This is a genomic window from Seohaeicola zhoushanensis (assembly GCF_014656415.1).
Taxonomy (GTDB): Bacteria; Pseudomonadota; Alphaproteobacteria; order Rhodobacterales; family Rhodobacteraceae; genus Seohaeicola_A; species Seohaeicola_A zhoushanensis.
In genome coordinates, this window is record NZ_BNCJ01000008.1 from 146,071 (window position 1) to 172,780 (window position 26,710).

General features: G+C 68.5%; 30 protein-coding genes. 19 read left to right on the top strand and 11 right to left on the bottom strand.

Annotated features, from left to right (window positions below; translation table 11 throughout):
- The first annotated feature begins 7 nt into the window (after positions 1–7).
- From IE266_RS14920 to IE266_RS14950, 7 genes are all read left to right on the top strand, one after another.
- Entirely contained in the window at positions 8–346 is a 339-nt protein-coding gene (locus IE266_RS14920) for a DMT family protein (protein WP_189680891.1), read from the top strand.
- A gap of 4 nt (positions 347–350) precedes the next feature.
- On the top strand, positions 351–665 hold the full coding sequence (locus IE266_RS14925; RefSeq protein ID WP_189680892.1) for a heavy metal-binding domain-containing protein: 315 nt from the start codon (positions 351–353) through the stop codon (positions 663–665).
- A gap of 67 nt (positions 666–732) precedes the next feature.
- Positions 733–1,488, top strand: coding sequence for a Fe-S cluster assembly ATPase SufC (sufC, locus tag IE266_RS14930; protein ID WP_189680893.1), 756 nt, complete (start codon positions 733–735; stop codon positions 1,486–1,488).
- Entirely contained in the window at positions 1,488–2,768 is a 1,281-nt protein-coding gene (locus IE266_RS14935; protein ID WP_189680894.1) for a SufB/SufD family protein, read from the top strand. The genes sufC and IE266_RS14935 overlap by 1 nt, the downstream gene beginning before the upstream one ends.
- Positions 2,768–3,256 carry a YIP1 family protein gene (locus IE266_RS14940; RefSeq protein ID WP_189680895.1) on the top strand — a complete coding sequence of 163 codons (489 nt, stop codon included), beginning with the start codon at positions 2,768–2,770 and terminating at the stop codon, positions 3,254–3,256. The genes IE266_RS14935 and IE266_RS14940 overlap by 1 nt, the downstream gene beginning before the upstream one ends.
- Positions 3,253–3,843, top strand: coding sequence for a Yip1 family protein (locus IE266_RS14945; protein WP_189680896.1), 591 nt, complete (start codon positions 3,253–3,255; stop codon positions 3,841–3,843). Before IE266_RS14940 ends, IE266_RS14945 begins: the two co-directional genes overlap by 4 nt.
- On the top strand, positions 3,836–5,056 hold the full coding sequence (locus IE266_RS14950; protein WP_189680897.1) for a cysteine desulfurase: 1,221 nt from the start codon (positions 3,836–3,838) through the stop codon (positions 5,054–5,056). Before IE266_RS14945 ends, IE266_RS14950 begins: the two co-directional genes overlap by 8 nt.
- A 3-nt stretch (positions 5,057–5,059) precedes the next feature.
- On the opposite strand, the gene IE266_RS14955 is transcribed toward IE266_RS14950, so the two are convergent.
- The 3 genes from IE266_RS14955 to IE266_RS14965 are packed head-to-tail and all read right to left on the bottom strand — an operon-like array spanning position 5,060 to position 9,142.
- On the bottom strand, positions 5,060–6,103 hold the full coding sequence (locus IE266_RS14955; protein WP_189680898.1) for a lipocalin-like domain-containing protein: 1,044 nt from the start codon (positions 6,101–6,103) through the stop codon (positions 5,060–5,062).
- Positions 6,093–8,495: an FtsX-like permease family protein gene (locus IE266_RS14960; protein ID WP_373310584.1), complete on the bottom strand. Its 2,403-nt coding sequence runs from the start codon at positions 8,493–8,495 to the stop codon at positions 6,093–6,095. The genes IE266_RS14955 and IE266_RS14960 overlap by 11 nt, the downstream gene beginning before the upstream one ends.
- Positions 8,492–9,142: an ABC transporter ATP-binding protein gene (locus IE266_RS14965; RefSeq protein ID WP_189680899.1), complete on the bottom strand. Its 651-nt coding sequence runs from the start codon at positions 9,140–9,142 to the stop codon at positions 8,492–8,494. The genes IE266_RS14960 and IE266_RS14965 overlap by 4 nt, the downstream gene beginning before the upstream one ends.
- A gap of 152 nt (positions 9,143–9,294) precedes the next feature.
- Between IE266_RS14965 and IE266_RS14970 the strand changes: the two genes are divergently transcribed.
- The gene (locus IE266_RS14970; RefSeq protein WP_189680900.1) at positions 9,295–9,615 is read left to right on the top strand and encodes a hypothetical protein; all 321 of its coding nucleotides are present in this window, start codon (positions 9,295–9,297) and stop codon (positions 9,613–9,615) included.
- 3 nt (positions 9,616–9,618) lie between these two features.
- On the opposite strand, the gene IE266_RS14975 is transcribed toward IE266_RS14970, so the two are convergent.
- On the bottom strand, positions 9,619–10,737 hold the full coding sequence (locus IE266_RS14975; protein ID WP_189680901.1) for an acetoin utilization protein AcuC: 1,119 nt from the start codon (positions 10,735–10,737) through the stop codon (positions 9,619–9,621).
- A gap of 81 nt (positions 10,738–10,818) precedes the next feature.
- Here IE266_RS14975 and IE266_RS14980 point away from each other — a divergent pair, with 81 nt between their 5' ends.
- A complete protein-coding gene (locus IE266_RS14980) occupies positions 10,819–11,679 on the top strand; it encodes a YihY/virulence factor BrkB family protein (RefSeq protein ID WP_189680902.1) in 861 nt (286 codons plus the stop codon).
- A 108-nt stretch (positions 11,680–11,787) separates the two neighbouring features.
- On the top strand, positions 11,788–12,021 hold the full coding sequence (locus tag IE266_RS14985; RefSeq protein WP_189680903.1) for a hypothetical protein: 234 nt from the start codon (positions 11,788–11,790) through the stop codon (positions 12,019–12,021).
- On the opposite strand, the gene IE266_RS14990 is transcribed toward IE266_RS14985, so the two are convergent.
- Both IE266_RS14990 and IE266_RS14995 read right to left on the bottom strand, forming a co-directional pair.
- Positions 11,968–12,669 carry an RlmE family RNA methyltransferase gene (locus IE266_RS14990; RefSeq protein WP_189680904.1) on the bottom strand — a complete coding sequence of 234 codons (702 nt, stop codon included), beginning with the start codon at positions 12,667–12,669 and terminating at the stop codon, positions 11,968–11,970. The genes IE266_RS14985 and IE266_RS14990 overlap by 54 nt on opposite strands.
- A 133-nt stretch (positions 12,670–12,802) precedes the next feature.
- Positions 12,803–13,918: a Ppx/GppA phosphatase family protein gene (locus IE266_RS14995; RefSeq protein WP_189680905.1), complete on the bottom strand. Its 1,116-nt coding sequence runs from the start codon at positions 13,916–13,918 to the stop codon at positions 12,803–12,805.
- Between the two features lie 254 nt (positions 13,919–14,172).
- Here IE266_RS14995 and IE266_RS15000 point away from each other — a divergent pair, with 254 nt between their 5' ends.
- From IE266_RS15000 to IE266_RS15040, 9 genes are all read left to right on the top strand, one after another.
- The gene (locus IE266_RS15000; RefSeq protein ID WP_189680906.1) at positions 14,173–14,469 is read left to right on the top strand and encodes a virulence factor; all 297 of its coding nucleotides are present in this window, start codon (positions 14,173–14,175) and stop codon (positions 14,467–14,469) included.
- A gap of 26 nt (positions 14,470–14,495) precedes the next feature.
- Entirely contained in the window at positions 14,496–15,422 is a 927-nt protein-coding gene (locus IE266_RS15005) for a methylenetetrahydrofolate reductase (protein WP_189680907.1), read from the top strand.
- A gap of 10 nt (positions 15,423–15,432) precedes the next feature.
- Positions 15,433–16,494 (top strand): methyltetrahydrofolate cobalamin methyltransferase, encoded by a 1,062-nt coding sequence (locus IE266_RS15010; RefSeq protein WP_189680908.1) that lies wholly within the window; start codon positions 15,433–15,435, stop codon positions 16,492–16,494.
- A 51-nt stretch (positions 16,495–16,545) separates the two neighbouring features.
- Positions 16,546–17,595, top strand: coding sequence for a pyridoxal-phosphate dependent enzyme (locus tag IE266_RS15015; RefSeq protein WP_189680909.1), 1,050 nt, complete (start codon positions 16,546–16,548; stop codon positions 17,593–17,595).
- 2 nt (positions 17,596–17,597) lie between these two features.
- A complete protein-coding gene (locus IE266_RS15020) occupies positions 17,598–18,743 on the top strand; it encodes a M24 family metallopeptidase (protein ID WP_189680944.1) in 1,146 nt (381 codons plus the stop codon).
- Positions 18,744–19,490 carry a maleate cis-trans isomerase family protein gene (locus IE266_RS15025; RefSeq protein WP_189680910.1) on the top strand — a complete coding sequence of 249 codons (747 nt, stop codon included), beginning with the start codon at positions 18,744–18,746 and terminating at the stop codon, positions 19,488–19,490.
- 106 nt (positions 19,491–19,596) lie between these two features.
- On the top strand, positions 19,597–19,806 hold the full coding sequence (locus tag IE266_RS15030) for a hypothetical protein (protein WP_189680911.1): 210 nt from the start codon (positions 19,597–19,599) through the stop codon (positions 19,804–19,806).
- Between the two features lie 68 nt (positions 19,807–19,874).
- On the top strand, positions 19,875–21,263 hold the full coding sequence (locus IE266_RS15035) for an amidase family protein (RefSeq protein ID WP_189680912.1): 1,389 nt from the start codon (positions 19,875–19,877) through the stop codon (positions 21,261–21,263).
- Between the two features lie 33 nt (positions 21,264–21,296).
- Positions 21,297–21,695, top strand: a complete 399-nt coding sequence (locus IE266_RS15040; RefSeq protein WP_189680913.1) for a rhodanese-like domain-containing protein — start codon at positions 21,297–21,299, stop codon at positions 21,693–21,695.
- Between the two features lie 104 nt (positions 21,696–21,799).
- Here the strand turns inward: IE266_RS15040 and gluQRS are convergent, their stop codons facing one another.
- The 5 genes from gluQRS to IE266_RS15065 form a co-directional block, all read right to left on the bottom strand.
- Positions 21,800–22,663 carry a tRNA glutamyl-Q(34) synthetase GluQRS gene (gluQRS, locus tag IE266_RS15045; protein ID WP_189680914.1) on the bottom strand — a complete coding sequence of 288 codons (864 nt, stop codon included), beginning with the start codon at positions 22,661–22,663 and terminating at the stop codon, positions 21,800–21,802.
- Positions 22,660–23,274, bottom strand: a complete 615-nt coding sequence (locus tag IE266_RS15050; protein WP_189680915.1) for a class I SAM-dependent DNA methyltransferase — start codon at positions 23,272–23,274, stop codon at positions 22,660–22,662. Before IE266_RS15050 ends, gluQRS begins: the two co-directional genes overlap by 4 nt.
- Positions 23,275–23,315: 41 nt before the next feature.
- Positions 23,316–24,161 carry a shikimate dehydrogenase gene (locus IE266_RS15055; protein WP_189680916.1) on the bottom strand — a complete coding sequence of 282 codons (846 nt, stop codon included), beginning with the start codon at positions 24,159–24,161 and terminating at the stop codon, positions 23,316–23,318.
- Positions 24,162–24,257: 96 nt separating this feature from the next.
- Complete coding sequence (gene trmFO, locus IE266_RS15060) at positions 24,258–25,601, bottom strand: methylenetetrahydrofolate--tRNA-(uracil(54)-C(5))-methyltransferase (FADH(2)-oxidizing) TrmFO (RefSeq protein ID WP_189680917.1); 1,344 nt, start codon at positions 25,599–25,601, stop codon at positions 24,258–24,260.
- 231 nt (positions 25,602–25,832) lie between these two features.
- Positions 25,833–26,618: an enoyl-CoA hydratase gene (locus tag IE266_RS15065; protein WP_189680918.1), complete on the bottom strand. Its 786-nt coding sequence runs from the start codon at positions 26,616–26,618 to the stop codon at positions 25,833–25,835.
- Between the last annotated feature and the right edge of the window lie 92 nt (positions 26,619–26,710).

A 26,710-nucleotide genomic window follows, 5' to 3' on the forward strand; every position in this document is an offset into this window, starting at 1 on the left:
CCGATGAATGGCGCCCTACATACTGCCGATCGGTCTGCTGATCGCCTCGAACGTCTTCATGACCTTCGCCTGGTACGGCCATCTCGGCCACAAGGCCGCGCCCCTTTGGATCGCGGTGATGGTCAGCTGGGGCATCGCCTTCTTCGAATACTGGCTGGCGGTGCCGGCCAACCGGATCGGGCATCAGGTCTATTCGGCGGCGCAGCTCAAGACCATGCAGGAGGTCATCACGCTGGTGATCTTCGCCGGCTTCTCGGTGTTCTGGCTGAAGGAAAGCCTCAGCTGGGGCGTCGTCGCCGGGTTCGTGCTGATCGCCGCCGGGGCGGCGCTTGTCTTCAGGGGGTAAGGACATGATCGTGACCACCACGCCCAATATCGAGGGCCACCTGATCGCGGAATACAAGGGCATCGTCGTCGGCGAGGCGATCATGGGGGCGAACGTCGTGCGCGACATCTTTGCCTCGATCACCGATATCGTCGGCGGCCGGTCGGGCGCCTACGAGGGCAAGCTGCAGGACGCGCGCGAGACGGCGCTGGCCGAACTGGAGGCCCGCGCGCGGGCGCTGGGGGCCAATGCGGTTGTCGGCGTCGATCTGGATTACGAGGTTGTCGGGCAGTCGATGCTGATGGTCTCGGCCTCGGGCACCGCCGTGGTGATCGACTGAGGCGTCGGGTTTCAAGGAATAACGGCTGTGCCCGATTGGCGCGCGGCCTTGAGAGATGAGGTGGAAAATGCTGAATATCAAAAATTTGCAGGTCAAACTTGAGGAAGAGGACAAGCAGATCCTCAAGGGTGTCGACCTGACCGTCGAGGCCGGCAAAGTCCATGCGATCATGGGGCCGAACGGGTCGGGCAAGTCGACGCTCTCCTATGTCCTCTCGGGCCGCGACGGTTATGAGGTCACGGGTGGCTCGGCCACGCTCGACGGAGTCGACCTGCTGGCGCTGGAGCCGGAAGAGCGCGCCGCGGCGGGCCTGTTCCTGGCGTTCCAGTATCCGGTGGAAATTCCCGGCGTCGGCAACATGACCTTCCTGCGCACCGCGGTGAACGCGCAACGCAAGGCTCGCGGCGAGGACGAGATGAGCGCGGCCGAGTTCCTCAAGGTCGTGCGCGCCAAGGCCAAGGAGCTGCAGATCGACGCCGAGATGCTGAAGCGCCCGGTCAACGTCGGCTTCTCGGGCGGCGAGAAGAAGCGCAACGAGATCCTGCAGATGGCGATGCTGGAACCCAAGATGTGCATCCTTGACGAGACCGACTCGGGCCTCGACGTCGACGCGATGAAACTGGTGGCCGAGGGCGTGAACCGCCTGCGTTCGGAAGGGCGCGGCTTCCTGGTCATCACGCACTACCAGCGGCTGCTCGACCACATCAAGCCGGACGTGGTTCACATCATGGCCGACGGGCGCATCATCAAGACGGGCGGGCCGGAGCTGGCGCTCGAGGTCGAGAACAACGGCTATGCCGACATCCTGAACGAGGTCGCGTGATGGCCCTGCCGCAACGCAAGCAGAGCGCGACCGAGGCCCGGCTCGCCGGGCTGGTGCTGCCCGCGGGCGGCTGGTCGGAACCGCCCCGGCGCGAGGCGCTGGACCGGCTCGCCGCAATGGGCCTGCCCGACCGGCGGGACGAATACTGGCGCTTTACCCGCCCCGATACGCTGGTGCAGCCCGAGGCGCCTTCGGCGCGGCTGATGGCCGATGACGAGGCGCCGCTGTTCGGCCAGACCGAGCGGCTGCGGATCGTCTTTGTCGATGGCGTCTTCGATGCCGCCGCTTCGGACGACCTGGCGCTGGAAGGCGTGAGCATCGAGAGGCTGGCCGAGACCGCCGGCAAAGACATCCACTGGGCGCGCGACCTTTACGGCGTGCTCGAGGCGCGCGGGCAGACCCCGGTGCAGCGCCCCTTCGCGGCGCTGAACACCGCCTTTGCCAGCGATGGCGTGCTGATCCATGTCACGGGCCGGCCGAGCAAGCCGATCAACCTGGTTTATGTCCATGAATCAGAGACTTCTGACGTGATCCTGCACCATGTCGTGAAGGTCGATGCCGGGGGCGAGGCCACCATTCTGGAGAACGGCCCGGCAGCGGCGCGGTTCAACAAGTGCATGGAAGTCGACATTGCCGATACCGGCAAGCTGCACCTGGTGCGCGCGCAGGGCCGTGACCACGACCGGCGGGCGGCCACCCATGTCTTTGCCCGGCTGGGCGCGGAATCGGTGTTCAAGTCCTTCACCCTCTCGGTGAACGGTGTGCTGACCCGCAACGAGGTGGTGGTCGAGCTGACCGGCGATGACGCCATCGCCCATGTCGCGGGCGCCTGCGTCGGTGACGGCGATTTCCACCATGACGACACCGTCTTCGTCACCCATGACGCGGTTGGCTGCGAAAGCCGGCAGGTGTTCAAGAAGGTGCTGCGCAACGGTGCGGTCGGCGTGTTCCAAGGCAAGATCCTGGTGAAGCCCGGCGCGCAGAAGACCGACGGCTATCAGATCAGCCAGTCGCTGCTGCTGGACGAGGACAGCCAGTTCCTCGCCAAGCCCGAGCTCGAGATCTATGCCGATGACGTCGCCTGTTCGCACGGCTCGACCTCGGGCGCGATCGACGAGACTGCGCTGTTCTACCTGCGCTCGCGCGGGGTGCCGCATACGGAGGCGACCAACCTGCTGACGCTGGCCTTCCTGGCCGAGGCGGTGGCCGAGATCGAAGATGCGGACCTTGCCGCCGATATCGTCGCGCGGCTGGAAGGCTGGCTGGCCCGGCGGAGCTGATGGCAGTCACCTCGGATATCACCGCGACCTATCGCGGGCCCGGCCGTGTGATCGGCCGGATGCTGGCCGATGGCCGGCAGGAAGGCCGGGTGCTGACCTTCGCCCTGGTCGCGGGGCTGTTGTTCTTCGTGGCAAATGCGCCGTTCCAGGCGCGCGAGGCCGAGCTGGACCCGAACGGCCCGCTGGCGGTGCGGCTGTACTGGAGCGCCTTCTTCTGGGTGCTGATGGTGCCGCTACTGGCCTACGGGCTGGCCGCCGTGCTCTGGGTGCTGGCGCGGATCACGCGGCGGCGCATCAGCGGCTATGGCATCCGCCTCTCTCTGGTCTGGGCGCTCTTGGCCTCGTCGCCAGTGGCGCTGCTGGCGGGGCTGGTCTCGGGCTTCATCGGGCCGGGGCGGCAGCTCGACATCGTCGGTCTGGCCTGGCTCGCGGTTTTCGGCTGGTTCCTGATCGCCGGGCTGCTGCGCGCCGAAAGGGCCGGGACATGACGCTGGACGACGCCCGCACCCTGGCCTTGCAGAGCGTGACCGACCCCGCCGCTGCCGCCCGCGCGGTGCTGGCGCTGAAGCTGCCGCGCGCGGTGCTCTGGCAGGGGCTGGTGCTGATGGCGGTGCTCCAGGCGATGATCTACGCTGTCTCGGACATCGCCTTTCCCGGCCCCAACACGACGCGCTGGATCTTCGGCGCGCCGCTCCAGTTCTTCGCCATCGCGCTGCTGGGGATGGTGCTCTTCGTCTATGCGTTGCATTTCGCGGGGCGGATGTTCGATGGCCATGGCAGCCTCGAGGACGTGCTGGCCGTCATGGTCTGGCTCAACGCCCTGCGCGCATTGGTGCAGGTGGCGATGCTGGTGCTCTCGCTGACCGTTCCGATGCTGGCCATCGTGCTGATGCTGGGGGCGACCTTCGTCGGCCTCTACATCACCGTGCATTTCATCAAGCAGGCGCTGCGGCTGAACTCGCTGCTGAATGCCTTCTTCGTGATGCTGATCGCCTCGCTGGTGATCGGGATCGCGCTTTCCATTCTGATCTCCGTTGTCGGAGACCCGCTTCCAGGAGCGAACGGCCATGTATGACGTCGCAAGGATCCGCAAGGATTTCCCCATTCTCTCGCGCGAGGTGAACGGCCAGCCGCTGACCTATCTCGACAACGGCGCCTCGGCGCAGAAGCCGCAGGTGGTGATCGACGCGGTGACGCGCGCTTATGCGCATGAATATGCGAACGTTCACAGGGGCTTGCATTACCTTTCGAACCTCGCGACCGAGAAATACGAGGCGGTGCGCGGCACCGTGGCGCGCTTCCTTGGCGCGGCGTCCGAGCATGAGATCGTGCTGAACACCGGCACCACCATGGGCATCAACACGGTCGCCTATGGCTGGGCGATGCCGCGCCTGCAGGCCGGCGATGAGATCGTGCTGAGCGTGATGGAGCATCACGCCAACATCGTCCCCTGGCACTTCCTGCGCGAACGCCAGGGCGTTGTGCTGAAGTGGGTCGACATGGACGACAGCGGCGCGCTGGACCCGCAGGCGGTGATCGACGCCATCGGCCCGAAGACCAAGCTGGTGGCAATCACCCATTGTTCCAACGTGTTGGGGACCGTTGTTGACGTCAAGACCATCACCGCCGGCGCCCATGCCAAGGGGGTTCCGGTGCTGGTCGACGGCAGCCAGGGTGCGGTGCACATGCCGGTCAACGTCATGGACATCGACTGCGATTTCTACGCCATCACCGGGCACAAGCTCTATGGGCCGTCGGCCTCGGGCGCGATCTACATCAAGGCCGATCGCATGGCCGAGATGCGCCCCTTCCTGGGCGGCGGCGACATGATCCGCGAGGTCACGCGCGAGAATGTGACCTACAACGACCCGCCGATGATGTTCGAGGCGGGCACGCCGGGGATCGTGCAGATCATCGGTCTGGGCGTGGCGCTCGACTACATGATGGACATCGGGCTGGAAAACATCGCCCGCCACGAGGCCGACCTGCGCGACTATGCCTTCCAACGGCTGCGCGGGCTGAACTGGCTGCACCTGCAGGGCACGGTGCAGGACAAGGCGGCGATCTTCTCGTTCACGCTCGATGGCGCGGCCCATGCGCATGACATCTCGACCATCCTCGACAAGAAGGGTGTCGCCGTGCGCGCCGGCCATCACTGCGCCGGTCCGCTGATGGAGCGTCTGGGCGTGACGGCAACCTGCCGGGCGTCCTTCGGGCTCTACAACACGCCCGAAGAGGTCGACCGGCTGGTCGAGGCGCTGGAACTGGCGCACGATCTGCTGGGCTGAGGGTCAGTAGCCGGTCATCTCGAGGTATCCCTTGCCCGCATGGCTGCCGGTGATGGTGACCGGGCCTTCCCAATAGGGAAATGAGGTCGTCATCCAGGCCTGCGGGTTCAGGGCGGTGACGTCGACGCTCAGCCCCTTGGCCGGAAGGTCGAGCCGCCAGCGCGTTGGCACGCCGCGCCCGGCGACCTGCGAGGTCGTCAAGGGCTCGACGCTCAGCGCGCCTTCGGGCAGGGCCTCGGCGCTGCCGTCGGGGCTGATCCAGGTGGCGGCGGTGAAATCGCCCGCGGTGTCACGCAGGCGGAAGCCCATCATTTTCTCGCCGCCCTCGAAGGAGAGCGAGAACCAGTCCCAGCCGCTCTGCGTGCCCGACAGCGGCTGCGAGGACCATTCCCGGTCAAGCCAGCCCTGGCCGGTGACCCGCACGGGGCCATCTGGCAGGGTCAGGGTGCCGGTGACGTCGTAGGCAGGCTGCGAATAGTAGTGGCTGGCGTGGCCATCACGGGACTTGACGGAATAGCCCTGGTCGCCCTGTAGGACGAGCGGGCCCTGCGCCTCTAGGGTCAGGGCATAGGAGAAGTCCTGCCCCCGCGCACTCAGGCTCAGCGCGACTATGCCGGGGGCGGTGGCGCGCATCTCCCAGTCGTCGAGGTAGGCGAGGAAAGGCTCGGCACTTACGCCCGCCTGGCCGATGCCGCCGCGCGCGCGGCGTTCGGCGACGAAATGTCGGTCGGGCGTGGTCAGCGCCGCATGGGCCATCCAGAGCTGCGGACTGGCCCAGCCCTCGGCCTCGTATGGCGCGAGGGCCGAGCGGAAGAGGGTCCACTGGATGCCATAGTCCCTGCCGTCCTCGCCCGTCAGCGTGGCGGTCAGATACCACCATTCGATGCGGAACTCCGGGTGCGCGCCGTGGTCGGCGGGGAAGCTCAGGCGATGGGCCGGGTCGGGCACGGCAAAGCCCTGGGCATCGGTGCCAAGGCCGGCAAAGCCCTGCGCCGTGGCGAAGCCGGGCAGGCAGAGCAGCAGCAGGGCGAGCAGCCTAGCGTTCATGGGCAAAGACCTTCAGCAGGTCGGCCGGCGGCAGGCGGCGCAGGCGGGTGGCGGGCAGGGCGGCGGCCAGCGCCCCGGCCAGCAGGGCCAGCGCCAGCAGGCGCAACCAGTCGAGCGGGAAGAGATACATCGGCAGCTGCCAGCCGAAGGCAGTCACGTTGATGACATCCAGCAGCACCTTGGCCAGAACCAGCCCCAGCGGCAGGGCCAGCAGGGCCGTCAGCCCGGCCAGCGCCAGGCTGCGCAGGATCTCGATCCGGGCCAGCGCCTTGCGGGTCATGCCCATGGCCCAGACCGGGGCGACATGGGGCAGCCGCATGGTCCAGAGCGTGAGCAGGCTGGTCAGGATGGCAAAGCCCGCGACGCCCAGCGTCAGGACATTCAGCGCGGCGGTGACCACGAAGGTCTTCTCGAAGATCGCCAGCGAGGCGGCCTTGACCGCCGCATTGTCGACCACCGAGGTCTCGGGCAGGTCGAAGGCCGCGCGCAGCTCGGCGGCCAGGGTGGGGGCCTTCTCGGGGGCGATGCGAATGCCGAACTGGCGGTTGGGGACATTGGGCACATGGGCAAGCAGGGCGGGCATGGCGACGATCGCCTGCGCGTTGGGGTTGCCATAGTCGGAATAGACGCCGACCACCTCGGCCTGCCAGCCGGGGCCTAGGGTCAGCGTCGTCCCCGGCCAGAGGCCCTCGCGGCGGGCCAGCTGCTCGTTGACCAGAACGCCGGTACTGTCCGCGACCCGGTCCCAGCCGCCCGGCGCGGCGGCGATGATCGGCCAGTTGTCGCGGTAGGTCGCATGGTCGACGATGCCATAGATCCGCCCCGGCGCGCCGGCCAGCTCGGCCTCGGCATAGCGGATCGGCAGGACCGCCTCGGTGCGCGGCCTCAGCCAGTCTTCCAGCGCCGCGCCCTGCCTGTCGCTCTCGGCATAGATGTAAAGCTCGGAGGTCAGCCGCTGGTCGAGCCAGCCGGTGAAGGTGAGGCGGAAGCTCGACACCATGGTGCCGACGCCGACATTGGTGGCCAGCGCCAGAAGCAACGCCATCAGCGCGAGCGTCAGGCCCGGCAGCTGGGCGCGCAGGTCGGCGAGCAGCCATTGGCCGGTGACGCCCGTGGCGCACCGCCCGCCAAGCGCCAGCAGCCCGGCCAGCAGCGGGGGCAGCAGCAGCGCGGCCCCCAGCATCAGCCCGCCCAGCAGCATGAAGCCGCCCAGCAAGCCACCGACCTGCCAGAGCGCCAGCACCCCGCCCAGCATCAGCGCCGGACCCGCCAGCGCCATGCGCCAGCGCCCGCGCCGCGCGGCGCCCGACCAGGCGAGCAGGCCGGGCGCGGCGAGGATCGGCATCCGGGCCACCTTGACCACCCCCTGCACCCCCGCCAGCAGCGCGCCGCCCACCGCCATGCCAAGGCCGCTGGCCACCCAGGCCGGGCGCAGGGTCAGCCCGCCCTCGACCGGCGCGCCGTAGAGGCCGCGCAGGGTGGCGGCGACATCGGGCAGCAGCACGGCGGCGACGAAGTAGCCGAGGACGAGGCCCAGCAGCCCGGAGAGCAACGCCAGCGCCAGCAGCTCGCCCAGCACCAGCAGCGTCAGCGTGCGGGCGGGCAGGCCAAGCGCGCGCAGGGTGCGGAACATGGCGCGGCGCTGTTCAAAGGCGAGGCCGGCGGTGCCATGCACGATGAACAGCCCGACGGCGAAGGAAAGCAGCCCGAAGGCGGTAAGGTTCAGGTGGAAACTGTCGGTCAGCCGGGCGACGTCGCCCTGGCCGGTCTCGGAAAGCTCCAGATCGGGGGCGAGTTGCGACAGTGGCGGCAGGCCGGCGGGCTGATCGGGCAGGACAAGCAGGCGGGTGATCTCGCCCGTGCGGGCCAGCAGCCGTTCGGCGGTGCCGATATCGGTGAGGGCGACGCCCTCGGGCAGGTCGGGCGTGGTGATGCGCGGCGGCAGGTCGGGGGCATTCGCCAGCGCCTCGGCGGTGGCGGGCGTCACGAAAAGCCGGCCGGGCGGCAGCAGGATGGCTGCGGGGTCGGTGGCGTCCGTCGTCTCGGAGGCGGGCATGACCGGATAGGTCAGCCCGTCGACGCCCAGGATCCGCAGGCTGGTCTGCCCGATGCGCGTGCGCCCCTCCAGCACCGGCGAGACCTGCCAGCCGGCGCGGCGCAGCGCGACATAGGTGGCGAGCGGGATCGCCCCGCTGCGCGCCTTCAGCACCAGGCCGGCATCGCCGCCCAGCTGCGCGGCGGCGCGGGCATAGCTGGCGCGCGCCTCGGCATTGATCGCCTGCACCGCAGACCAGAGCGCGGTGGCCAGCGCCAGCCCCAGCACCAGCGTGGCGAACTGCCCCGGCTGGCGGCGCCAGTGCGACAGCAGCGCGCCAAGCGCGGCGGCGATCACCGGATGTCACCCTTGGTCAAATGGACCCGGCGCGAGAGGCGGGCGGCGATGCGCTCGGAATGGGTGACCAGCAGCAGCGCTGCGCCGGTCTCGGCCACAAGCTCCAGCATCAGGTCAAGCACCGCGTCGCCGGTCGCCTCGTCGAGGTTGCCCGTGGGTTCGTCCGCCAGCAGCAGGCGCGGGCGCAGCGCCATGGCGCGGCCGATGGCGACGCGCTGCTGCTGCCCGCCGGACAGCGTCTCGGGATAGCGGTCGGGCAGGGCGCCCAACCCCAGGCGTTCGGCCAGATGCGCCGTCCAGGCCGGATCGTGACGCCCTCCGAGCCGGGCGTGAAAGGCGAGGTTCTGCGCCACGGTCAGCGAGGGTACCAGGTTGAACTGCTGGAACACCAGCGCCACCGGCCCGCGCCGCAGCGCCGCGCGCCCGGCGTCGTCGAGCGGTGAATAGGCCTGCCCGTCGAGCCGGATCTCGCCCGCGTCGAAATGATCGAGCGCGCCGGCGAGGTGGAGCAGGGTGCTCTTGCCGCTGCCGCTCTCGCCGGTGAGCGCCAGGGTCTCGCACGCGTCGAGCCGCAGAGAGACGTGGTTCAGCACGGGCCGTTCGGCGCCGGGATAGATTCTGCTGACCTTGTCGATGTCCAGAAGCACGTGTTTCGCCCCTTAGGTTCGGCGGCGAGATCACACGGTTTCAAGAGCCAAGTCCACCCGATCCGGCAGCAAGGCGCTCATCTGTCGCGCGAGGCTGGCGGGCAGGGCGTGGAGTGCCTATCTTGGATCGGAACAGGTAAAGAGGTGCCGGCATGGCAGGTTTCAGGAATTTGTCGCTGATCGCGGCCTTGGCGCTGGCTCTGCCGGCGGCGGCGCTGGCCGATGACACGCTGTCGCAAAGCTGCGACATGCAGGCGCGCAAGATCTCGGGCCATGTGCCGGGGCTGATCCCGCCGGTGAGCATGGGGCCGCTGACGCTGAAGATCACCGGAGAGGTTGCCGTTGGCGTCAGCAACACCCGCGGCGCCTTCGTGGGCACGCCGGATCGCGGTGCGGGGCAGCGCATGATGCGCCGCGACCAGGCCGAAGCGGAATACAAGCGCCTCTACGCGGATTGCATGGCGGGGCGCTGAGCCTCAGACCTGGACCTTGAGCCGGCCCGCCAGCTGCGCGGTCCGGCTGCGGACGCTGTCGCGGATCGCCCCAGTCCGGGGCGCATCGCGCAGCGTATCGAACCAATTAGGTGGCGGCGTGCGCCCGGCGCGGCGGGTCCAGCTGAGCGCGCGCAGCACCGCCTGCGCCTCGGGCGGCAGGTGTTCGGGGATCTCGAAGCCGTTCATCGTCGCCCAGACGCCGGTCCAGAGCCGCCCGACCGACCAGGGGTTATAACCGCCGCCGCCCAGCACGAGGAAACGCGGCGCCAGCGCAGCCAGCGCGCGCACCGTTGCCCAATGCGCGTTGTTCGACAGCGCGAGGCGCGAGAGCGGGTCTTCCTCGACCGCATCCGCCCCGCATTGCAGCACCACCACCTGCGGGCGATGCGCCGCGACGGCGGGCAGGATCACCTGGTCGAGCGCGAGGGCGAATTCATCGTCGTTGAGGTCGCGCGGCAAGGGCAGGTTGAAGACATTGCCCGCGCCGCGATCGCTCAGCGCGCCGGTGAAGGGCCAGCGGCCTTCCTCGTGAGTCGAAACCAGCAGCACCTCGGGATCCTCGGCAAAAGCCGCTTCGACACCGTCGCAGTGATGCGCGTCGATATCCACATAGGCGATGCGGCTCAGCCCGCGCCGGCGCAGCGCCAGGATCGCCAGCACCGGGTCGTTGAAATAGCAAAAGCCGTTGGCGCGGTCGGGCATCCCGTGATGGGTGCCTCCGCCGGGGTGGTAGACGGTATGCCCCGCCGCCACCAGCTCGGCCGCCAGCAGCGCCCCGCCCGCGCCGGTGGCGGGGCGGCGGAACATCTCGGGGTAGATCGGGTTCGACAGCGTGCCGAGCCCGTGGCGCTGGCGCACCTCCTCGCTCACGCTCTGGCTCGCCTCGGCGGCCTGCAGGGCCGCGACGTATTCGGGTGTGTGAAAGGCGGTCAGTCCGGCCGGGCGCAGGCGCGGGCTGGTGCGATAATTGCCGGGGCCAAGCCAGCCCAGGGCGCGCGATAGGTCCATGACCGTCGGCACGCGCGGGATGGCCAGCGGATGGGCGCGCCCGAAGGTCGAGCCGCGATAGATATCGTTCCCGAGGAAAAGCGGTTGTGTCATCAATGCGATGCTGCCGGGAATTTCGCCTCGGCGCAATCGCCCGCTGTGGTCACGACGCTGCGCCGCGGCTAGATTTTGCATATGAGCCCCGTGCCGCATCCTATCACCCCCGCCGACCTGCCGTTGGTCCTCTGGACAGCGCTGCGCCGGTTCGAGCGCAACGGCGGCTGGACGCTGGCAAGCCACGTGGCGATGTCGCTGATGCTGGCGCTGTTCCCCTTCTTCCTCTTCGTGGTGGCGCTGGCCGGCGCGCTGTCGAGCGAGCCGAACGTCGATCAATTGACCGGGCTGATCCTGTCGCTCTGGCCCGATGCGATCGGCGCGCCGGTGGTGGCCGAGCTGCGCGCGGTCCTGGCCAATGGCAGCGTGCAGCTGGTGACGCTGGGTGGGGCGCTGGCGCTCTACTTCGCCTCGAACGGGGTTGATGCGGTGCGGCTGGCGATCACCCGCGCCTATCGCGACATCGACCCGCGCCCGTTCTGGAAGACCCGCGCGCTCTGCCTGGCCTTCGTGCTGGTGGGCGGCACCGTGCTGCTGGCCGGGTTGACCTTCGGCGTCGGCCTGCCGGCCTATTTCCACCTGATCGCCGAACGTATCCCCGACCCCTACGGCACCTGGTTCGAGAACCGTGTGCTGAAGACGGCGGTGGTCGTGCTGCTCCTGCTGCTGGGCGTCGCCGCCTGCCATATCTGGCTGCCCGGAATGCGGCACCGCTTTGGCGAGGTCTGGCCGGGCGTGGTGCTGACCGTGCTGCTCTGGTTCGGCGCGGTCTGGGGCTTTTCCTATTACATGCAGTATTTCGCCAATTACAGCGCCACCTACGCCGGCCTCGCCGGGGCGATGGCGGCGCTGATCTTCCTCTACCTGATCGGCGCGATCCTGATCCTGGGGGCAGAGTTCAACGCCGCCCTGCTGCGCCGGCGCGACGGGATAGAGGACTGAACCCGGCCGCGAAAAGACCCTGACGCCGCCGTCGCCCTGCCACGGCACCGGCACAATCGGCGCGCACTCTGCCGGCGTTCCACCTGCCGGGCCGAGGGAGGCCAAGCGATGACGATCATGGTGATGCCCGAACGCCGGGGCGTGCTGTTCGAGATGCCGCGCCGCCAGAACATCTCGGAGGTGTCGCAGCGCCGGATCAGCGCCCAGGCGCGTGACGCAGCCGAGGCGGCGGCCTTCCTGTCCTCGGCGCTGGGGTCCTGGAGCCTGCCCGAGACGGCCCCCGAAACCTCAGCCCCGGAACCCCGTAGCGACGACGAATTTTTCCGAGCTGTCGGCGCGTGAGGCCGGCGGCTTGACGTTCACCACCTTGGTGAACTTCTGCTTGAGCAGCTTCTGCAACTCGCCCTCGGCCCCACCGGCCAGCACCTTGGCGACGAAGGTGCCGCCTTCCGACAGCACTTCGAAGGCGAAATGCGCCGCGGCATCGCAGAGCGCGATGATACGCAGGTGGTCGGTCTGCTTGTGGCCCGAGGCCGAGGCCGCCATGTCGGACATCACCACGTCGGCCTGGCCGCCGAGCCATTCCTTGACCTTCTCGTCGGCATCGTCCTCCATGAAGTCGAGCTGGTGGATCTCGGCCCCGGCAATCGGCTCGACTTCCTGCAGGTCGACGCCGATGATGCGTCCGACCGCCTTGCCCGACTTCTCACCCAGCGCGTTGATGCGCGGCACCGCCACCTGCAGCCAGCCGCCCGGCGCGCAGCCGAGGTCGACGACGCGGGCGCCGGGGACGAGGAAGCGGAACTTGTCGTCGAGCTCCATGATCTTGAAGGCGGCGCGGCCGCGAAAGCCCTCGGCGCGGGCGCGGCTCACGTAGGGGTCGTTCAGCTGGCGCTGCAACCACATCGTCGAGGACATCTTGCGCCCCCGTGCGGTCTTTACCTTGACCGTCAGATCGCGCTGCCCGCGCCCCGATGTGTTCTTTGCCATCCGACATCCCCTTTCCGGTCCAGCCATAGTGCCGTCGCGGCGCGCACACAAGCCGATGCGGCCTTGGCGGGCAGGGTGCAAAAGTCTCAACGAGACTTTTGCCAAGACTTTCCTGGAAAGTCTTGGTCCCGGTTCAGAACGGCCCGTCTTCCAGCACGCCGTCGGCGCTCATCTGGGCGTAGAGCAGCCCCTCGCGCAGGCCGCGGTCGGCCACCGAGAGGCGGTCGGTCGGCCAGCAGCGCAGCAGCGCCTGCAGGATCGCCGAGCCCGACATGATCAGCGCCTGCCGGTCCTCGCCGATGCGCGGATCCTTGAGCCGGCCGGCGGGGCCGAGCGCGAGATAGCGGCGGATCACCGCGTCGATCTGGTCCGAGGTCATCCGCAACCCGTCGACCTTGGTGCGGTCATAGCGCTTGAGGCCGAGGTGGCTGGCCGCCACCGTCGTCACCGTGCCCGAGGTGCCGACGATCTGGAACTGGCCGCGCCGGGCGATATCGTCGCGGTAGGGCGCGAATTCGGCGAGGTTTTCCTCGAAATGCCAGCTCATAAGCGCGAAACGCGCGGCATCGTCCTCGACGTCCGAGAACTGGTCGCGCAGCGTCGCAACGCCGAGCGGGACCGAGATCCAGTCGACCACGCGCGCCGCCGGAAACGGGCTCTCGGGCGGGTGAAACCCGGCGTGCAGCCGCATGATCGCGCGGGGGCGGTCGCGATTCGGCACGTTGGTCAGGTCGATCCAGACCAACTCGGTGGAACCGCCGCCGATGTCGACCACCAGCAACTGGTCGGTGCGCGTCGAGACCAGCGGCGCGCATGAGATCACCGCCAGGCGCGCCTCCTCCTCGGGCTGGATCACTTCCAGCGCCATACCGGTCTCGTGGCGCACCATCTGGATGAACTCGCCGGCGTTGCGGGCGCGGCGGCAGGCCTCGGTGGTGACCAGCCGCATCCGGCTGACTTTGTTGCGCTTCAGCTTCTGCTGGCAGATCCGCAACGCCTGGACGGTGCGCGCCATCGACGAGCGCGACAGGCGGCCTGTGCGCTCGAGTCCGCTGCCCAGCTGGACAGATTTGGAAAAGCTGTCGACCACATGAAAGCCGCTGCCCTTGGGCTGGGCGATCAGCATTCGACAACTGTTCGTTCCGAGGTCCAGGGCCGCATAGAGTTCGGCCGGATCCGGTGGTTCTGGCGCGGGGCTTTCGACCGCTTTCGGAAAAGCGCCCGCACCGTAGCGACGCCTGGGCGCCATGAGCACGCCCTCCGATTTCGAGTTGCCTTCACAATAGGGAGCCGCCCCCATCCGCGCAAGAGATCGTTTGGGCGCTAACGTAACTCCGGACGGCTGACGTTGCAGCAATCGCGCCAACAGCCCTTGGCACAGGCACAGGCGCCGGGGGCGTGGCAAGGAGGGGCAGGTCGCGACTATGGTTCGTTATGTCGAAAACGGCGCGCGATGTCGCCGCAAGCTGCCCTAAGTAGGGCCATGGGATAGGGAATCAGACGATGCCGGATGTCACGATTGTGTATTGGCGGGATATTCCGGCGCAGGTCATTGTCGGCAAGGGCCGGCGCGGGGCGAAGCGGCAACTGCCCGAGCGTTTCGAGCAGGCAATCGACCGGGCCGCGATGAAGGCGAATGCGCGCGACACGGACGCCTACCTGGCCGAGTGGCGCAAGGGCGAGCCCTACCAGGTGGAGGGCGAGCCGGAGGCGGTGGCCGAGGCGGAAGCCGCCCGGCTGGCCGCGGAATACGACGCCGGGAAGATCAAGGCGTTGATCGACAACGACGGATGGGCATGAGCCCGAAGCGCTATTGGGAGGCCATGATGGCTTTGTTGAACTTCAGGCGTCGCGAAACCCCGGCCGACCGCACGGCCAATGGCGCCGTCGAGGCCTTTCTGGACGGCTACTCGATCGAGGTGATGCCGCGCACCGCCGAGAAGGTGGAGGACTTCCGCACGCTGCTGCCCGAGGGCACCCGCGTCTACATCGCCCATATCGAGGGCACGCCCATTGACGACATGGTCGCGACCGCCCGGCGGCTGGCCTCGGAAGGCTACCCGGTGATGCCGCACTTTCCGGCGCGCATCATCAAGGACCGCGCGACGCTGGCCGACTGGATCGCCCGCTACCAGGGCGAGGCCGGAGTCGAGCAGGCGCTGCTGCTGGCCGGTGGCGTGGCGCAGCCGGTCGGTGAATTCGACAGCTCGATTGCGCTGATGGAAACCGGGCTGTTCGACAAGGCCGGGTTCAAGCGGCTGCACGTGGCCGGCCACCCCGAGGGCAACCGCGACATCGACCCCGACGGAAGCATGAAGAACGTCAGCCAGGCGCTTCGGTGGAAACAGAAATTCTCGGAAACCACCGATGCCGAGATGGCGATTGCCACGCAGTTTTGCTTCGAGGCCGCGCCGATCATCCGCTGGGCCGACGATCTCAAGGCGGCCGGGATCGCGCTGCCGATCCACATCGGCATCGCCGGGCCGGCGAAGCTGCAGACGCTCATCAAGTTCGCCATCGCCTGCGGTGTCGGCCCCTCGCTGAAGGTGCTGCAGAAGCGGGCGATGGACGTGACCAAGCTGCTGCTGCCCTACGAGCCGACCGAGGTGATCGCCGATCTGGCCGCGCACAAGGCCGCGAACCCGGATTTCAACATCACCAACGTTCACTTCTTCCCGCTGGGCGGCATCAAGACCAATGCCACCTGGGCCATCGAAAACGGCGGCGCCTCGGGGCGCCCCGCAAACGCCTGAAAGGCCGGACATGACCCGCACCATCGTCGAGAGCAAGACCAAGACTGCCATTATCGGCTTTGACCAGCCGTTCTGCGTGATCGGTGAGCGCATCAATCCCACCGGGCGCAAGAAGCTGGCGGCGGAACTGGAGGCCGGGGATTTCTCGACCGTCGAGAAGGACGCGCTGGCGCAGGTCGCCGCCGGGGCGACCATGCTCGATGTCAACGCGGGCGTCGTGTACAACTCGAACCCCAACCCGAACGAGACCGAGCCGCCGCTGATGGTCGAGATGCTGAAGCTGGTGCAATCGCTGGTCGACGTGCCGCTCTGCATCGACAGCTCGGTGCCGGGTGCGCTGGAAGCGGGGCTTGGCGTCTGCGAGGGGCGGCCGCTGCTGAACTCTGTGACGGGCGAGGAAGAGCGTCTGGAACTGATCCTGCCGCTGGTGAAGAAATACAACGTGCCGGTGGTGGCGATCAGCAACGACGACACCGGCATCAGCGAAGACCCCGACGTGCGCTTCGAGGTGGCCCGCAAGATCGTGCACCGCGCCGCGGATTTCGGCATTCCCGCGCATGACATCGTGGTCGACCCGCTGGTGATGCCGATCGGAGCCATGGGCACCGCCGGCCTGCAGGTCTTCGCCCTGGTGCGTCGCCTGCGCGAGGAACTGGGCGTGAACACCACCTGTGGCGCGTCCAACATCTCGTTCGGCCTGCCGAACCGGCATGGCATCAACAACGCCTTCCTGCCGATGGCGATGGGCGCTGGCATGACCTCGGCGATCATGAACCCGGTTGCGCTGCCGGTGACGCAGAAGGCCATCGCAGAGAAGAAGGCCGAGATCGAGGCCGCCGGGATCTTCCTGCCGCCCGACATGGACGACGAGACCTTCGTGACCATCTTCGGTCTCGGCTCGACCCTGTCGCGACCGGGCAAGGAGATGGAGGCGATCCGCGCCGCCAACTTCCTCACCAACAACGACGCCCACGGCGCCGAGTGGATCCGCTTCAACAAGCCCCCGGCCAAGGAGGGCGAAGAGGCCCGTGGCCGTGGCGGGCGTGCCGGCGGTCGTCGTCGCCGCGCCTGAGCGGTGGAATTGACTTGACGTAAGGGCCGCAGGATAGTTCCGTTAACTGCAATGGAAATCCTGCGGAATCCCTTCTTCGCCCGGCCAGAAAGCCCGCAGGGGCTTGTGGGTGTCCCTTACCCCTCGACCGACGCGGGCGCGCCGATGCGGCTGCTGGAATGTTGCCCGGCTGCCGGCGAGACTCCCCTGGTCGATGCGCCGGTGGTTGCCGCCCGCTGTGGCGTGGCGCGGGTCTGGATCAAGGACGAACGCGCCCGCATGGGGCTTGGCAGCTTCAAGGCGCTGGGGGCTGCCTATGTCATCGCCCATGACGCGCAAGCCGGGCCGCTTTCGGGCATCACCTATGTGACCGCCAGCGCCGGCAATCACGGAATGTCGGTGGCGGCGGGGGCTGCGGCCTTCGGCGCGCGGGCGGTGGTCTATATCTCGGAGCAGGTGTCCGACGCCTTTGCCGGACGGCTGGCGCGGCAGGGCGCCGCCGTGGTGCGCGAGGGCGAGACCTACGAGGCCAGCATGGCCGCAGCGGCGCGGGCCGCCGAGATGAACGGCTGGCGCCTGCTGTCCGACAGCTCCTGGCCACTCTACACCGATCCGCCGCATCGGCTGATGGAGGGCTATCTGGTCCTGACCGCCGAGGCGATCCGCCAGATCCCGCAGCCGCCCACCCATATCTTCGTGCAGGCGGGTGTCGGCGGTCTCGCGGCCTCGGTCGCGGCGCTGGCGCGCGAGGCCTGGGGTAACGGGGTGCATATCGCGGTGGTGGAGCCCTTGGCCGCCCAGGCGCTGCGCGGCTCGATCATCGCCGGCAAGCCGCAGGAGTCGAAGGGCCCGGTCTCGGCCATGGGCCGGCTCGACTGCAAGGAACCCTCGCTGATCGCCCTGAAGGGGCTGGCGCGGGATGCCACCGCATTCATCGCCATCACCGAGGACGAAGGCCAGGCCGGCGCCGACAAGGCCGCGCGGATCGGCATGGCCTCGACCCCCTCGGGTGCGGCGGGCCTTGCCGCGCTGCTGGAGGGGGCGGTCTCCCACCGTGGCGAACTGGGGCTGGACGCCGCTTCGCGGGTGCTGCTGATCCTGTCGGAAGGCCCCGAGGCGTGAGTTTGCCCCGCGGCTTTCCGGTCGCGGAATACCGCGAACGCGTGGCTCGGGCGCAAGGCGCGATGGCGAAGGCTGGGCTGGCCGCACTGCTGCTGACGACCGAGCCGGAGGTGCGCTATTTCTCGGGCTATCTCACCCGGTTCTGGGAAAGCCCGACGCGGCCCTGGTTCCTGGTGGTTCCGGCCGCGGGCGATCCGGTGGCGGTGATCCCCTCGATCGGTGCCGCGCTGATGGCGATCACCTGGGTGCGCGACATCCGCACCTGGCGTGCGCCCGATTACGACGACGACGGTGTAAGCCTGCTGGCCGCGACGCTGCGCGAAATCGCGGGCGGCGGGCGCATCGGCCTGCCGATGGGGCACGAGAGCCACCTGCGGATGCCGCTGGCGGACTGGGCGCGCCTGCAGGGCGAGGGGCTGGATTTCGCCCCCGACAACGGCCTGATGCGCGGCTTGCGGGCGGTGAAGTCCGAGGCCGAGATCGCCAAGGTCCGCGAGATCTGCGCCATCGCCGGCCGTGCCTTCGCCCGCGTCCCCGAGATTGCCCGGGCAGGTGTGCCGCTCGACGAGGTGTTCCGCCGCTTCCAGATGCTGGGGCTGGAGGAGGGGGCCGACTGGGTGCCCTATGTCGCCGGCGCTTCGGCCGCCGGGGGCTATGCCGACGTGATCTCGCCCGCCGGGCCGGAGCCGCTGGCGCGGGGCGATGTGCTGATGCTTGACACCGGCATGATGCGCGACGGTTATTTCTGCGATTTCGACCGCAATTTCACCCTCGGTCCGGCGGCGCCCGAGCTGCGTGCCGCCCACGCCCGGCTGATCGACGCAACCGATGCGGCGGCGGAAATCGCGCGCCCCGGCACCACCGCGGCCGAGCTCTTCCACGCGATGGACCGCCTGCTGACCGGCGGCAAGGGCTCGGACGCGGGCCGGCTGGGGCACGGCCTCGGGATGCAGCTGACCGAGGGGCTCTCGCTGATCCCGCAGGACCACACGGTGCTGGAGCCGGGCATGGTGCTGACGCTGGAGCCGGGGATCGAGGTCGCGCCGGGCCGGATCCTGGTGCACGAGGAAGACATCGTGATCCGCAATGGCGCGCCCGAGTTCCTCTCGCCACGCTACGGGCGCGAAATGGTGGAGCTGGAGGGCTGAATGCAGACCTATTCCTATGTCCTGAAACCCGCCGACCCGCCGCGCCTGGGCCTGATCGTGCTGCAGACCGACGAGCGGATCGAACCTGATTTCCGCCGCCTGTTGCCTGTCGGAACCGATCTCTTCGTCAGCCGGGTACCAAGCGGGCTGGACGTGACGCCCGAGACGCTGCAGGCGATGCACGACCATATCCCCGCCTCGGCCGCGCTGCTGCCGCAGGTGAAGCCCTTCGACGTGGTCGGTTACGGCTGCACCTCGGGCTCGGCGCAGATCGGTCCGGCCAATGTCGCCCGGCAGGTGCGGGCCGGCACGGCGGCGCAGGCGGTCACCGAACCGGTCAGCGCGCTTGTTGCGGCCTGCCGGGCGCTGGGGGTGAACCGGGTCGCGTTCCTGTCGCCCTATGTCGAGGCGGTCTCGGACCGGCTGCGCGAGGTGCTGGCCGGGCAGGGAGTAACCAGCCCGGTTTTCGGCACCTTTGCCGAGGCCGAGGAGGCCAAGGTCAGCCGCATCGACCCGATCTCGACCCGCGCCGCCGCGCTGAACCTGCTGGCGCAGGGCGGGGTCGACGCGCTCTTCCTCTCCTGCACCAACCTCGACACGCTCGACATCATCACCGGGCTCGAAGCCGATTCCGGCCTGCCGGTGCTGTCTTCGAACCTGGTGCTCGCCTGGCACATGGCGCGTCTGGCCGGGGTCGGGCAGGGGCAATGCCTTGCCGATACCCGGCTGGGCCGGACTTGCCCCTAGGACAATCGGAGGGTTTAATGCCGAACACGCGCCGCGGTCCTGCGGACGGCGGCGGGGCCGGGGCACGGCTATGGCGCACCGGCGCGGGGAAGAAGGATGGCAGCGCATGGCTGATCCGGCAACCGAACTGGCCGAGGTTATCAAGGAGATCGAGGAGGTCGACACCTGTGTCGCCGATCTCGAGGCCGATGCGCGGCGCGACTTGAAGTCGAACGCGGCACGTCACAACAAGTTCGCCTGCAAGGCGCTGCGCCGTTACCGGGTGCGCCTGACGCTCGAACGAGACCGGCTGCTGGCCGAACTCGGCGGCGGCTGAGCTTAATTCACCGTTGAAACCACAGGCGTTTTGCTGTCCCCTGCGCGCAGCGAGACAAGGGGAAGCGCATGGGCGAGATCTGGAAGATGCAGGCGGGCGAGATCGCATCGGCGGTGCGGTCGCGGATACTCTCGGCCGAAGAGGTGACGCGCGCCCATCTCGACCGGATCGCCGCCGCCAACCCGCAACTGAACGCCGTGGTGCAGGAATTCCCCGAAGAGGCGATGAAATCCGCCCGCGCGCTCGATGCGCGGATTGCAAAGGGCGAGGACGTGGGGCCGCTGGCGGGCGTGCCCGTGACCATCAAGGTCAACGTCGACCAGGCCGGCCATGCCACGACCAACGGGCTGGTACTGCAGAAGGACCATGTCGCCAGCGCCGACACCCCTGTGGTGGCCAACCTGCGCAAGGCCGGTGCGGTGATCGTCGGGCGCACCAATACCCCCGCCTTCTCGATGCGCTGGTTCACCAACAACAGCCTGCACGGCATGACGCTGAACCCGCGCAACACGGCGCTGACACCGGGCGGCTCGTCGGGAGGGGCTGGCTCGGCGGTGGCGGCGGGTTTCTGCGCCATCGGCCACGGCACAGATATCGCCGGCTCGGTGCGCTATCCGGCCTATGCCTGCGGGCTGCATGGGCTGCGCCCGACGCTGGGGCGGATCCCGGCGTGGAACTCCTCGCTGCCCGACCGCTACATCGGAGCGCAGCTCATGGCAGTCTCGGGGCCGCTGGGGCGCTCGATTTCGGATATCGCGCTCTCCTTCGAGGCGATGGCGGCGGGCGATTACCGCGATCCCTGGTGGGTGCCGGTGCCGCTGCGCCTGGGCGAGTTCCCCAAGCGCGCCGCGCTTTGTGTCCGCCCTGACGGTCTGTCGGTGGCCCCCGAGGTCGAGGCAGCCCTGCGGCAGGCCGCGGCGGCGCTGACCGAGGCGGGCTGGCAGGTCGAGGAGGTCGACTGCCCGCCATTGCGCCCCGCGGCTGCGATCAACGCACAGCTCTGGATGGCCGAGTCGCGTGCCGTGGCGCAGGCGATTGCCCGCGAGAACGACCCCGACGCCAATTTCGTCTTTGCCCGCATGACCGCGGATTCTCCCGAGATGGACATGCCCGCCCTGATGACCGCCCTGCAGCAGAGGGTCGGCATGATGCGGGAATGGAGCGCGTTCCTGGCCCGCTACCCGGTGCTGATCTGCCCGGTCTCGGGTGAACTGCCCTTCGCGCAGCAGCAGGACGTCTCCTCCGAGGCGGCCTTCGACGCGATCATGGAGGCGCAACTGACCCAGCGCGCCCTGCCGGTTCTGGGCGTGCCGGCGCTGGCGGTGGCCACCGGCATGACCTCGGGCGCGCCGGTGGGTGTGCAGCTGGTCGCCGAGCGGTTCCGCGAGGACGTGCTGCTGGCCGCCGGGGCCGCCATCGAGGCGGCCTGTGGCGTGCCGCAGGTGGAAGAACTTTAAATATTTTCCGCAAGGCGCTGAAAGGAAATGAGTATGCCGCAGACTATAACCAAGGGCGTCAAGCAGATGGTGGCCGAGGCCAATGCCGGGATCCGCACCATCCCGGTGGCCGAGGCGGGCGAGTTGGCGGGGCGCGAAGACCACGTGATCGTCGATCTGCGCGACCCGCGCGAGCTGAAGCGCGAGGGCAAGATCCCCGGCGCCTTCTCCTGCCCGCGCGGGATGCTGGAGTTCTGGATCGACCCGGCCAGCCCCTACCACAAGCCGGTCTTCGCCCAGGACAAGACCTTTGTCTTCTACTGCGCCAGTGCCTGGCGCTCGGCCCTCGCCACCAAGGTGGCGCAGGAGATGGGGTTGAACCCGGTGGCCCATATCGAGGGCGGATTCACCGCCTGGAAGGCGGCGGGGCTGCCCGTGGAAACGGTCGAGTGAACCCAGTTTCGCCCCTCCCTACAACCCTCGAGGGTAGGCTGAGGCGCTGAAGATTTCCTGAATGATTGCCTGTAGTTGCGCCGGGTTCCTGGCGCAACTCCGGATCAAAGCCCGACCATACGGCGGATATCATCCGGGCTGGCCCCTTCGGCGCGGAACAGCGCGATGGCGCGGGCGTCGTCGCGCTTGGCAAGGCGCTTGCCGGACTCGTCGCGGATCAGGCGGTGATGGTGATACTCGGGCACCGGCAGGCCCAGCAGGCCCTGCAGCAGCACATGGATCACCGTCGCCTCGAAAAGGTCGCGCCCGCGCACCACGCAGGTCACGCCCTGCGCCGCGTCATCGACCACCACCGAGAGATGGTAGGAGGTGCCCATGCCGCGCCGGGCCAGCACCACGTCGCCGATGCCGGCGATCATCGCGGCAGGGTCGGCGATGATGGTGCCGCTCTCGCCCTCGGGCCCCGCGCCGGTTTCGCGGAAGGAGGGCGGCGCCACCATGTCCAGCGCGCGGGCCATGTCGAGGCGCAGCGGCGTATCCTCTGGCATTGCGCGGCTGGGCGGCGCGGACGGGCGGCAGGTGCCCGGGTAGACGATCCCGTCAGGCCCGACCAGCGGCGCGCCGCCTTCCTGCGGGGCCGATGCGGCGGCCTCGATGTCCCGGCGCGAGCAGGTGCAGGGATAGAGCACGCCCATCTGCCAGAGGCGTTCCAGCGTCGCCCGGTAGACCGTCAGCCGGTCCGACTGGCGCATCACCGGCGCGGGCCAGTCGAGTCCGAGCCAGCGCAGGTCATCATAGATCTGCGCCTCCCATTGCGGGCGGGCGCGGCTCTGGTCGATATCCTCGATCCGCAGCAGGAAGGTGCCACCTGCGGCGCGCGCCATGTCAAAGGCCAGCAGCGCCGAATAGGCGTGACCCAGGTGCAGAGGGCCGGTCGGGGAAGGCGCGAAGCGGGTGATGAAGTTCACGTCTTTTCAAGCACGTAGACGTTGGAGTTAAGGCCGATGCCGGGCAGGTGCGGCCCATATTCGCGCGCCCGGAGAATGGCGCGGCCGGATCCCGTCCAGTCGTCCAGCTTGCCCTCGTTTGCCGGGTCTTCCAGCGCGTGGTCGTTGAAGGAAAGCACCACTAGCCCACCCGGGGCAAGGCCCTCCATCAGCAGGTCGAAGACCGAAACTGGCGCCGCGCCCGCACCGATCACGCCGATGGCGGCAATTGCGGCATAGGTGCCGGGCGCGTGGCCCAGCGGTGCGCCTGCCTCGACCTGGCGGAGGGCGCGGTAGATGCCCTTGGCCTCGGCCCGTTTCAGCATGTCGGCGGAGAGGTCGACGCCATCGATCGTGGTTAGCCCCGCCAGTTTCAGCGCCAGCCCCGAAAGGCCGGTGCCGCAGCCGAAATCGAGCACCGGTGCGGAAAGCTCTGTCATATGCGCGGCCAGCGCGGCGGCGCAGCGGCCGGGGGTGGCATAGCCGTTCTCGGAAATCTCGGCCTCGTAGGTCTCGGCCCAGGCGTCATAGAGCCTGCGCGTGCCCTCGGCATCGCGCGCGGAATAGACCTTGTCGAGGAATCCCTTGCCCATGGGCGCAGGCTAGGCCAAGGGTCGGCGCTGCGCCAGCCCGTTCAATGCTTGGCGAGGTCCGCGCGGATGTCGTCCTCGAGCATCCGGCGCAGCTCGGGCGTCACCTCGGGCATCACGCCGAACCAGCGTTCGAACCCTTTCGCGCCCTGGTGCAGCAGCATCCCCAGCCCGTCCACTGTGCCAAGGCCCCGCGCGGCGGCGCGTTTCAGAAGGTCGGTTTCCAGCGGCGCATAGACCACGTCGTAGACCACGCCATGTGCGGGCATCGGCCCGAGGTCGAGGTCGAGCGGCGGCTGGCCGATCATGCCGAGGCTGGTGGTGTTGACCAGCACATCGGCCCCCGCAAGCAGCTCGGCCAGTTGGTCGGTGCCATGGCCGGCGACGCCGGTGCCAAGCTCGTCGGCCAGCGTCTCGGCCTTGCTGGCGGTGCGGTTGCAGAGGTCGACCTCAAGCCCGCGCTGGCGCAGGCCCCAGGTCGCCGCTCGCGCCGCGCCACCGGCGCCCAGCACCACGGCGCGCGACGCGCCCCGGTCCCAGCCGGGGCGGCTGTTGTCGAGATGGGCGATAAGGCCGTAGGCATCGGTATTGCCGCCGATCAGGCGGTTCTCCTCCCACCAGAGGCAGTTCACCGCGCCCATCGCCTCGGCCGCCGGGTCGATGCTGTCGACATGGGCCATCACCTCGCGTTTGTGCGGGATGGTGAGGTTGCAGCCGGTCCAGCCCTCGGCGCGGAACTGGCGGACAAAGGCGCCGAGGTCCTCGGGCGCGACGTCGCGCTTCTCGTAGGTCGCATCCAGGCCATGCCGGGCGATCCAGTAGCCGTGCATCATGGGCGAGCGGGAATGGCCAATCGGATGGCCGATGACGAAGACGCGTGCGGTTGTCATGGCGGTCTGCGGTGTCCCTCTCCCTGATGCGGCCCCTAGCTAACATGCCGGGCAGAATGCGCAATCGGCAATCCCGGAGGGGCACCGTCCGCCGGGTCAGGTGCTGGCCGCGAGCCAGGCCTGCCAGTCTTCCTTGGCGCGGTCTGTATAGCCCTTGTAGCGCTCCTTGCGGCCGCGACGGCCTCCGCGCGCGTCTTCCAGCGGCGGGAACAGGCCGAAGTTCACGTTCATAGGCTGGAAGGTCTTGGCCTCGGCGCCTCCGGTGATGTGGTTCACCAGCGCGCCCATGGCCGTGGTGAAGGGCGGCGCCTCGATCGGGCGGCCCAGGATCTCGGCGGCGGCCATGCGGCCGGCGAGCAGGCCCATGGCGGCGCTTTCGACATAGCCCTCGACACCGGTGACCTGCCCGGCAAAGCGGATATGCGGGCGCGACTTCAGCCGCATCTGGCTGTCGAGCAGCGTCGGCGAGTTCAGGAAGGTGTTGCGATGGATCCCGCCAAGGCGCGCGAAGGCGGCGTTTTCCAGGCCGGGTATCATCTTGAAAACAGCGGTTTGCGCGCCGTACTTCATCTTGGTCTGGAAGCCGACGATATTGTAGAGCGTGCCGAGCGCATTGTCGCGGCGCAGCTGCACCACGGCATAGGGCTTGTCGGTCGGACGGTGCGCATCGGTCAGCCCCACGGGCTTCATCGGCCCGTGGCGCAGCGTCTCGCGGCCGCGTTCGGCCATCACCTCTATCGGCAGGCAGCCGTCGAAGTAACCGGCGGTCTCGCCCTCGTGGAACTCGGTCTTGTCCGCCGCCAGCAGCGCGTCGATGAAGGCATTGTACTGCGCCTTGTCCATCGGGCAGTTGATATAGGCGGTGCGTTCTTCCTCGGTCTCGCCCTTGTCATAGCGCGACTGCAGCCAGGCGGTGTCCATGTCGATGCTCTCGAAATGGACGATGGGCGCGATGGCGTCGAAGAAGGCCAGCGCCTCGGCCCCGGTCTCGGCCTGGATCGCGGCGCCAAGGCCGGGCGAGGTAAGCGGGCCGGTGGCGATGATCCAGTGGCCATCATCGGGCAGGGCAGTCACTTCCTCGTACGAAACCGAGATCAGCGGATGCGCCATCAACCGGGCGGTGACGGTTTCGGCGAAGGGGTCACGGTCGACCGCCAGCGCGCCACCGGCAGGCAGCCGGTGCGCATCGGCGCTGGCCATGATGAGCCCGCCCGCCGCGCGCATTTCCCAATGCAGCAGGCCAACGGCATTCTGCTCGCTGTCGTCCGAGCGGAACGAGTTGGAACAGACCATCTCGGCCAGGTTGCCGGTCTTGTGGGCAAAGGTGCCGACCTGGGGGCGCATCTCGTGGATCACCACGCGCACACCCGCTTGCGCCGCCTGCCAGGCGGCCTCGGAACCGGCCATGCCGCCGCCGACGATGTGAAGGATATCGCTCATGCGCGCGATGTAGGACAGGCCGGTGAAAAGCGCAATGGCGTGAGATAGAGGGAAGAATTAGGGGTCGCCGTGGCGGGAATGTCGAACCGGAGAGAGACCGGCCTGGAGGGACCTTCCACCTGCGGCGACCCTTAAGTCATCGAGAGATCAACTGTACCGGAGAAGTGCCACAGTGTTGCCAAGATTGAAATACGGGTTTTGGAAACAACCGCAGACAGAATTGGAAACAACCTATTGTTGCCAGTCCGGCGAGCGTTTCTCCAGAAAGGCGGCAATGCCTTCCTCGGTATCGCGGTAGAGCATGTTCTCGACCATCACCTCGCCAGTATAGGCATAGGCGTCATCCAGGCCCATCTCGGCCTGCGCATAGAAGGCCTGCTTGCCGATCTTCACCGCCGCGCCCAGCTTGGCCGCCACCGCCTGCGCCAGTTCGGCGGTTTCCGTCTCCAGCGTGCCGGGGGCGGCGATGCGGTTAATCAGGCCCAGCCGCTCAGCCTCTTCGGCAGGGATAAAGCGCCCGGTCGAAAGCATCTCGAAGGCCTTCTTGCGCGGGATGTTGCGCGAGAGGGCGACCATCGGGGTCGAGCAGAACAGCCCGATGTTCACGCCGTTCACGCCGAATTTCGTGCCCGCCTCGGCCACCGCCATGTCGCAGGAGGCGACCAGCTGGCAGCCGGCGGCGGTGGCGATGCCGTGCACCTGCGCGATCACCGGCTGCGGCAGGTCGCGGATCGAGGTCATCATCCGGGCGCAGCGGGCGAAGAGATCGGCGAAATAGGCCTTGCCGCCGTCCTCGGCTTGCCGGCCCTGCGTCATCTGCTTGAGGTCGTGGCCGGCGCAGAAGGCCTTGCCTGCGCCCGAGAGGATCACGGCGCGGATGTGGCCCTGCTGCTTCAGCGTGTCGAATTCGGCCTGCAAGGCGGCGATCATCTCGTCGGAGAGCGCGTTCAGCCGTTCCGGTGAATTGAGCCGCAGGTGGGCGACGGCGTTGGTATCGGTGCGTTCGAGAATGGTCATGGGTCCTCCGTTGTCGCCAGACTAGGGCAGGGCGTTGCGTCACGGAAGCTGTTTCGCGGCAATGACCTCTTGCATCCGTTCCGCCGGTCGGC